General features: G+C 68.7%; 2 protein-coding genes. Both read right to left on the bottom strand.

From position 1 onward, the window contains the following. Positions 1-60: 60 nt before the first annotated feature. Positions 61-990 carry a hypothetical protein gene (locus tag FB454_RS34650; protein ID WP_486485507.1) on the bottom strand — a complete coding sequence of 310 codons (930 nt, stop codon included), beginning with the start codon at positions 988-990 and terminating at the stop codon, positions 61-63. A 52-nt stretch (positions 991-1,042) separates the two neighbouring features. Further along, positions 1,043-3,124, bottom strand: coding sequence for a methyltransferase, FxLD system (gene fxlM / locus FB454_RS34645; protein WP_013287253.1), 2,082 nt, complete (start codon positions 3,122-3,124; stop codon positions 1,043-1,045). Positions 3,125-3,232 lie beyond the last annotated feature (108 nt).

Below are 3,232 nucleotides of genomic sequence, written 5' to 3'. Positions count from 1 at the left end.
CCATCCGCCGACGACGCCACCAAGCCCAAGCCATGACCAGCCACTACACCCGACAAGCCCTCACCGAGCCGTGATCACAATCCCCGGCTGGAGTATTAGCCGGGTGCGAAATACCGAACGTCCGGAACCTGGTGCCAACTTTGATGCTCGGCCGATTAATTCCAAGTGGTCGGCTCGACTTCGATCACCGGCGATGGCTGCGCTCCAGATGTAGAGCAGATCGCGTACCAGTTCCTCCCACGGTTGCTCGCTCGTGGTCCGGTCGAGGACGGCGGTAGCTGCGGGGATGTTGCCGTCGACGAGGTGGGCCACGACCGCGACCTGTCGCCCGTCGTGCAGAGCGGCCCCGATTCCGTCGAAGCGTTGGACATGCGTCAGGGCGTCGGTCCAGTGGCCGGCGACGGTGAGGGCGCGGGTTCCATCGGCAAGCAGGACGTTGCGGAGCCAGTTGCTGATCTGTTGGCGTTCCTCAGCCTCCTCGGGGAGCTGTCGAGGCTGTATCTCTAATCGGCCAATGACGATGGGGGCGCTGTTGATGACCGCATCGTGGAGCCCGGTGAGCAGCAGGTACGCGCGTTCTCCGTCGCCGGCGCGAATGTGCAGGCGGGCGAGATTGACGACTGGTTCGAGAGCAAACCGGGTGGTGTATCCGTTGAGGGGGGCGCGGTCGAGGTAGAGGTTCGCGTGACGGTGACACCAGAGTTCGGCGAGTTCTGCGTCGGCGCAGTCGGAGGCAACCAGTGCGGCTCCGTTGAACACCATGGACGCCTTCTCCGGGTCGTGTTCGCGGTGGGCGGCCTCGGCGAGCCCGGCGAGGCGCGTGACCCGTGCGTCGAGCGGTTTGGCCGGCGGGCGTTTGCGGGCGACGAGGGGGAATCGGGTGGCCATGGTGGGCGCGAGGGACAGAGGCATGGGTGTCCTCATCTGCTGCGGAAGGGCCGTGCCGTGGGCGACGAGGGGGAACAGACGGCTGTCGGTGGTGCTCCGCATGCCGGCCGCGCCCCCTTCGGATGCCGGGCCGGGCAACGCCCCGGCATCCCAGTCAGAAGGAGAGGGCAAAGACCGTGTCGGGCCGGCTGATGTCGCCGGTCCGGACCGGGCGGGTTCCGGCACGGTGAGCGGTGAGGGTGGGCTGGTTGGGGCGGCCCGCCTCGTCCCACTGGCCGAGTAGATCCGTCAGTTCCACAGCGAGATTGTCGGCGTCCGGCCCGTAGGCGATGGCGCCGACTTCGAGGCGGCGGTCGCCGGTCTCTCGGAAGGCGAGGTAGGCGATCGTGCTGCCGTGGTAGATGGCGGCTCCGGCCCAGCGGTAGGCGGGGGCAACCAGCCCGCTGGCGCGGGCGGTGTCACCGACGCGGAGGCGGCCGAACGGTGTGCTGGTGTGGTTGAGGAGCCACAGGTCGAGGTGGCCGATGGCGTCGTCGTCGGTGACTTGGATGCCGGTCCAGCGCACGTGCCTGGGGTGACTGAGGGCGCGGGCGAGAGCGGCGCGGTCGGGCTTGTCGCCGGCGTCGAGTTTGAGGACCACGTCACTGTCGAGGCGTACGTGCTGGTCGGTGTGCTCGGCCGTGCCGCGCATGGGCACGAATCCGCAGACCAGCGGCGTCGTGGTGCTGACCAGCGTCGTGGGGCCGGTGCGGTCGAAGGCGAAGCACCGGGTCAGGCCGCTCTCGTGCACCCGCAGGGGCACGACGACGCGGCCCTGCTCGGCGAGTTGGTCCCACCAGGCCGCGGAGATGTCCCACGCGCCAGCGGTGACGATGATCCGGTCGTAGGGCGCGGATTCGGGGTGGCCGAGGGCTCCGTCGCCACAGATCACCTCGACGGTGTGGTAGCCGGCGCGATCGAGGCCGGCGCGGGCGCCGTCGGCGAGGTCCTGGTCGAGTTCGATCGTGGTGACCGTGCCGCCAGGACTGGTCATTTCGGCGAGGAGGGCGGCGTTGATGCCCGTGGCCGCGCCGATCTCCAAGACGTGGTCGCCGGGTTGCGGGTCGAGTTGTTCGAGCATGTCCGCGACGAGGCTGGGGCTCGATGCCGACGACAGCGCGGCGCCGTCGGGGTCGCGTTTGGTGACGATCTGGCGGCGGGTGTAGACGGTCTCCAGGTCGACGCCGGGAAGGAACTGTTCGCGGAGCACCGTCCGAAAGGCCTTCTCGACAGGGGCGGAACGGATGTGGCCGCGCTGCTTGAGGATGGTGACGAGTTGTTCGCGCAGCGCGGCTGCGTGGGAACCTTCATACCCAGTTTGGGAGGTTTTCACTGCTTTTACCCTACTGTCGGTGATCCCGGCGCAGCGGTCGCCGGGTGAGATGTCGGACGCGTGGAAGGTGACGTGCACGGCGGCCGTGGCCAGGAGCCAGGTATCGGTGGCCGAGATGCCGAGCCGGTTGAACAGGAACAGGACGTGATGGGTCAGCACGCCGCGCAGGTCGCGGGTCAGTGTTCCGTGCCGGTCGAGGAACCGGAGGTCTCGGCCGGCCTGCTCGTGAGCCTCCGACCATGACGGATTGACGCTCAACGGGCTGCGCGGCGTGTCGTCGCCGGCGGTGACCAGACGCTGCACAGCGGCGATCAGCCCGGGGCTCGGCGTGGGCGCGTGGGGTTGGTGCCGACGCGTGACGATGTGCCGCCAGACATCGCCTTGTTCGGAGAATTCCAGTCCGGCGGCGCGCATGAGGCGGGTGGCGAGCAGCACACCAAGCTCTCGTCGGTGGTCGCCGCCGGCGGCGAGGTGGCCGAGGACGTGGCGGCTGTCGGCGTGGAAGAAGGTGTGAGCGATCGTCATCGCCTGGTCGCCGCCGAAGGCGTACGCCTCGGGCCGGTAGATCGGCTCGGCGACATCGCGAATGCGGTCGTCGGCGGTGATGTCGGCGAGCAGAGCGTAGACCAGAGCGAGCCGGCTACCGGGCAGCAGCCGCAGTCGCCACGTCTCGGCCTTGCGGATGAACCAGAATGCGGCGATCGCACCGTCGTCCTCGGCGACGGCGAGCGCCGGGGCAAGCCGGGTTGCGGCGTACTCCTCAGCTGTCCGCCAGCTCGTGAAGGTCAGGTTGACCTGGCGCCACCGACTGACCGGCCCTGCGCCCGATGGCCGCTCGGCGTCGGGTTCGGGATCGAGGTCCATGACGTGCTCCTCGTCTAGGCCGTGTTTCGTAGGGCGTCGGTGTTGGGGCGTGGCGGTGGTCGCTAATTGAAGAGGTCTCCGGTAGTTGGTTCAGCGACCAAGCTAGAA

It is taken from the genome of Micromonospora sp. CNZ297 (assembly GCF_007827625.1).
The sequence above is the reverse complement of the archived record's forward strand: the minus strand, read 5'-3'. Positions and strand labels throughout refer to the sequence as shown.